Here is a 3,338-nt window from a genome sequence, read left to right as displayed (position 1 = left end):
TCCAGGTATTTCATGGCAAATTCCAGCACCTGGTCCCGGCCGGCGGCGATATTGGCAGCGCTGTTGAGAATGCGCAGGTCGGGCGGGATGCCGACGCCGTCCCAGCAGACGCCCTCATGGTCCCGGACTTCCTTGAAGGCCACCCACAGGTTCCAGCCGTTGGGCATCCTGTCGGGAAACTGGGAAGAGAGGGCCCCCTCAGTGGTGTCGCCCACCACCGTGACGTGCGGCAGCACGCGCATGGCCATGGTAAAGCCTTCGGCGGCGCTGGCGCTGATCCGGTCCGTCAGCAGCACCGTGGGCCCGGTGAACTGCAGCGGCCCGGCCGGCTCTATGTTGCAAAATTCCTCGGGCCAGAAATCGTCATGCTTCAGTCCGTAGCGGGTCCGTTCCGTGCCGTAGTGGCGCAGGCGGTCGGCAAAACGGCCGGCCACGATCTTCACGGCCCGGCCGGTGCCGCCCGGGTTGTTGCGCACGTCGACGACCATGACCCTGGCCTTGGCGAACTCGGCCATCATGACGTCGATGGTCTTGGATATCTGATCCAAACCGTCCTTCAGGTCGCCTATGTAAAGGTAGCCGACCCCTTCGGCCAGCCAGCCGCTGATGAAGCTCCCGCCCAAGGCTTCCGTGAATTTGCCCTGCAAATATTTGGATTTCACCAGGTCCAGGGAAAATCCATCATCAGTGAACAACCCATTGTTGCGGCCACCGCCGATGCGTCGGGTGCCGTCGGCCAGGGCAAGGTGACTGTCGTTCAGGTGCCCCATCATGGCCAGCAGGATGTCCCAGAGCTCCGCATCCGTGGTCTTCGGCGTGACTTGGGGGCGATACACCCTGTACATGGCGTCCCAATCGACATGCTTGATCAGGAACTGACCGTAATTGCGGTCGAGGGTTTTCCAGACAAACTCGAAATTCAGCACCGGGTCCTTGGGGTTGACCATTGGCGCGACGGCTTTTTTTGCGGTCTTGCCGCTCAGCCAGGCCGGAGCGGCCAGCAGTGACAAGGTGAATACAACCAGCAAAAACATTCTGATTTTCAATTTCATTCGTTTCCTCCAGGCCAATGAACGGAAGGCCTTTTCGAAAAGTTCATTTTTCGCCGATTTTTCTTCGCTGGATGGCGTCTATCCCGCGGGGGCATTTGCGATTTTTTGGCAAGTTCAATAAAATCGGATCATGGAACTGAAACTGAAAGCCAAATTCGAGGAACTTTTCGCCAGGTATTTTTCCGGTGCGGAATTGCCGCTGATCTTCTATTATGCCGATGAACCGCCGGCGGGGATGGAGGCGCCGCCGCCGAGCAAGGGCTGGCATTGCTTCGTCGCCGACTTGGCCGCGGCCAGGAAGGGCGAGTCGCTGTGCCTGGACGAACCGGCGCTGGGCTGCGGCAAGCGCTTCTGCGGCTTCCCGGTGCCGCAGCGGCCCAATTTCGAGTATTTCCTTTCCTGCGGCATTCCAGGCAAGCTGGAAGGGGAACGCTACAAGAAGACGCCGGCGATCGTGAAGCAGCTCATGGAAAAATGGCCCGCATGGCGCGGGCCGGCAAAATACCTTGTCCTGAAGCGCTGGGACAAGATGAGCGAAGCCGACCGCCCCGAGGCGGCGATTTTCTTCGCCAACCCCGATATCCTTTCAGGTCTGTTCACTTTGGCCAACTATGAGGAGACCGATCCGTTCGGAGTGATCGCCCCCTTTTCCGCCGGCTGCGGCACCGTCATCCAGTACCCATTCCTGGAGAACCAGAAGGAAAATCCAAAATGCGTGCTGGGGATGTTCGACGTCTCGGCCCGCCCCTGCGTCGGGGCCGACGAGCTCACTTTCGCCGCGCCCATGAAAAAGTTCGCGCGCATGATCGACGATTTTGCCGAGAGTTTCGTCATCACCCGCTCCTGGGAAAAGGTGATGCAGCGCTTGGTTTGAACGGGGCGAATTGCAAAACAGCTCCCCTTGTTTCCCAGCAGCAGGGATGATATCATATGGGCTCGGGAGACGGTCATGGAAAAAGAAAAGCAGGACGCCAAGAACGCATTCATCGCCAAGTTCGCCGATTACGTCATTGGCTTCACGCTGCTCAGCAAGGGCTGGGAAGAGGCGGAACACATCCACCATTTTCCCCTGCGCGTCGTGTTCATCTTCCTGGCCGGCGCCTTCATCATCCTGGGCGCCAGCTTCAGCCATTTTTTCGAAAAGCGCATCCGTAATTTCTCCGGGCTCTTCCATCTGCTCGAGGGCATCGTGGAAATTCTCGTCGCCACCATCCTGCTGCAAAGGGGCAGGCACTGGATCCCCGTCTTCCTGGCCTTCATCGGCCTCGTCTATTTCAGCATGGGCCTCGCGCAGCTCCTGGCGGGCGAAGGCAAGCAGAAAGAAGCCATGATGCGGCTGCGCATCGCCTTCGGCATCGTCTTCATTGTTTTCGGGGCGGGTATGGCGACGCTCAATGCCCTGACCGAGTTCAAGCTTCCGGTCCTGATCTGCTGCGCGGTCCTGGTTGTTGCCGGGATCATTATCCTGAGCCGGCGCGGCGTTCCCAGCAACGAACGATCGCAGCTGGCCTCCCGTCTCTACGACCGCCTGCACCGGCAGGGTTAAGCGAAAAAGAATCTGGACGAAGGCGGGGCGGGGGCATTCTCTTTCTTTCAGGTCGAGAAGGAATCCGCAACACATCCCGTTCCCACCAGTATTTTTGTCTCCCGCGTTTCTCGAAACAAATGTTGAAAAGAATGAGCTGCAACCTATTGATTGAAAAATTATGCCTGTTGGTTAAATGATTTGTTGTAGGGGCGGACCTCCGTGTCCGCCCTGGATCATCTTGCCCCAATTCGATCGTTGATGTGAACGGGCAGGCACGGGGGCCTGCCCCTTGTATATTAGTCTTCAGAAATATTTTAAGTATTAAAATATTTCCAAACGCCCCGATGTTTTTAATGACCGTTCGCCCCTTGAGCTGAATGCTCGATCGTAGCAAGGTCCAATCGGGGCTTTGCCAACAAGGATGGTTTTTTGGTAATACATGAAGTTGTGGTGGTGAAAAAGAGACCGGCGGCAGCCCGCATAGCCCAGCGTACACTTGGCACGATATACGGGCGTAGCAAGGGCGCCACCGGCCATACCCTTTGCAACCCACAATGCCCGAACAGTCGAACGGTTCGTGACCGCATGACAAGGCTGGGCCCAGGTTGCTTTCTTATTTTATACCACCCTGGAGGAAAAAATGGAAGTCATTCTAGGAGTAGATGTCAGTTCGCAAAAGCTGGACGCATGCTTGGAAACGCCCAAGCATGTCAAACCCATGTTCAAAACGGTCGCCTACACGCCGGAGGGCTGCAAAA

General features: G+C 57.3%; 3 protein-coding genes. 2 read left to right on the top strand and 1 reads right to left on the bottom strand.

The window, feature by feature from the left end; all coding sequences use genetic code 11:
* The coding region (locus tag NTW95_09885) for a S41 family peptidase (GenBank protein ID MCX6557721.1) at window positions 1–1,052 on the bottom strand (1,052 nt) is incomplete at its 3' end.
* A 130-nt stretch (window positions 1,053–1,182) separates the two neighbouring features.
* Between NTW95_09885 and NTW95_09880 the strand changes: the two genes are divergently transcribed.
* Both NTW95_09880 and NTW95_09875 read left to right on the top strand, forming a co-directional pair.
* Complete coding sequence (locus tag NTW95_09880; GenBank protein MCX6557720.1) at window positions 1,183–1,926, top strand: DUF169 domain-containing protein; 744 nt, start codon at window positions 1,183–1,185, stop codon at window positions 1,924–1,926.
* A 75-nt stretch (window positions 1,927–2,001) separates the two neighbouring features.
* Window positions 2,002–2,598, top strand: a complete 597-nt coding sequence (locus NTW95_09875; GenBank protein MCX6557719.1) for a hypothetical protein — start codon at window positions 2,002–2,004, stop codon at window positions 2,596–2,598.
* Window positions 2,599–3,338 lie beyond the last annotated feature (740 nt).

This window comes from Candidatus Aminicenantes bacterium (genome assembly GCA_026393795.1).
In the GTDB taxonomy this organism is placed as follows: Bacteria; Acidobacteriota; Aminicenantia; order UBA2199; family UBA2199; genus UBA2199.
Note: the sequence above shows the minus strand (reverse complement) of the source record. Positions and strands in the feature narration are given on the sequence as shown.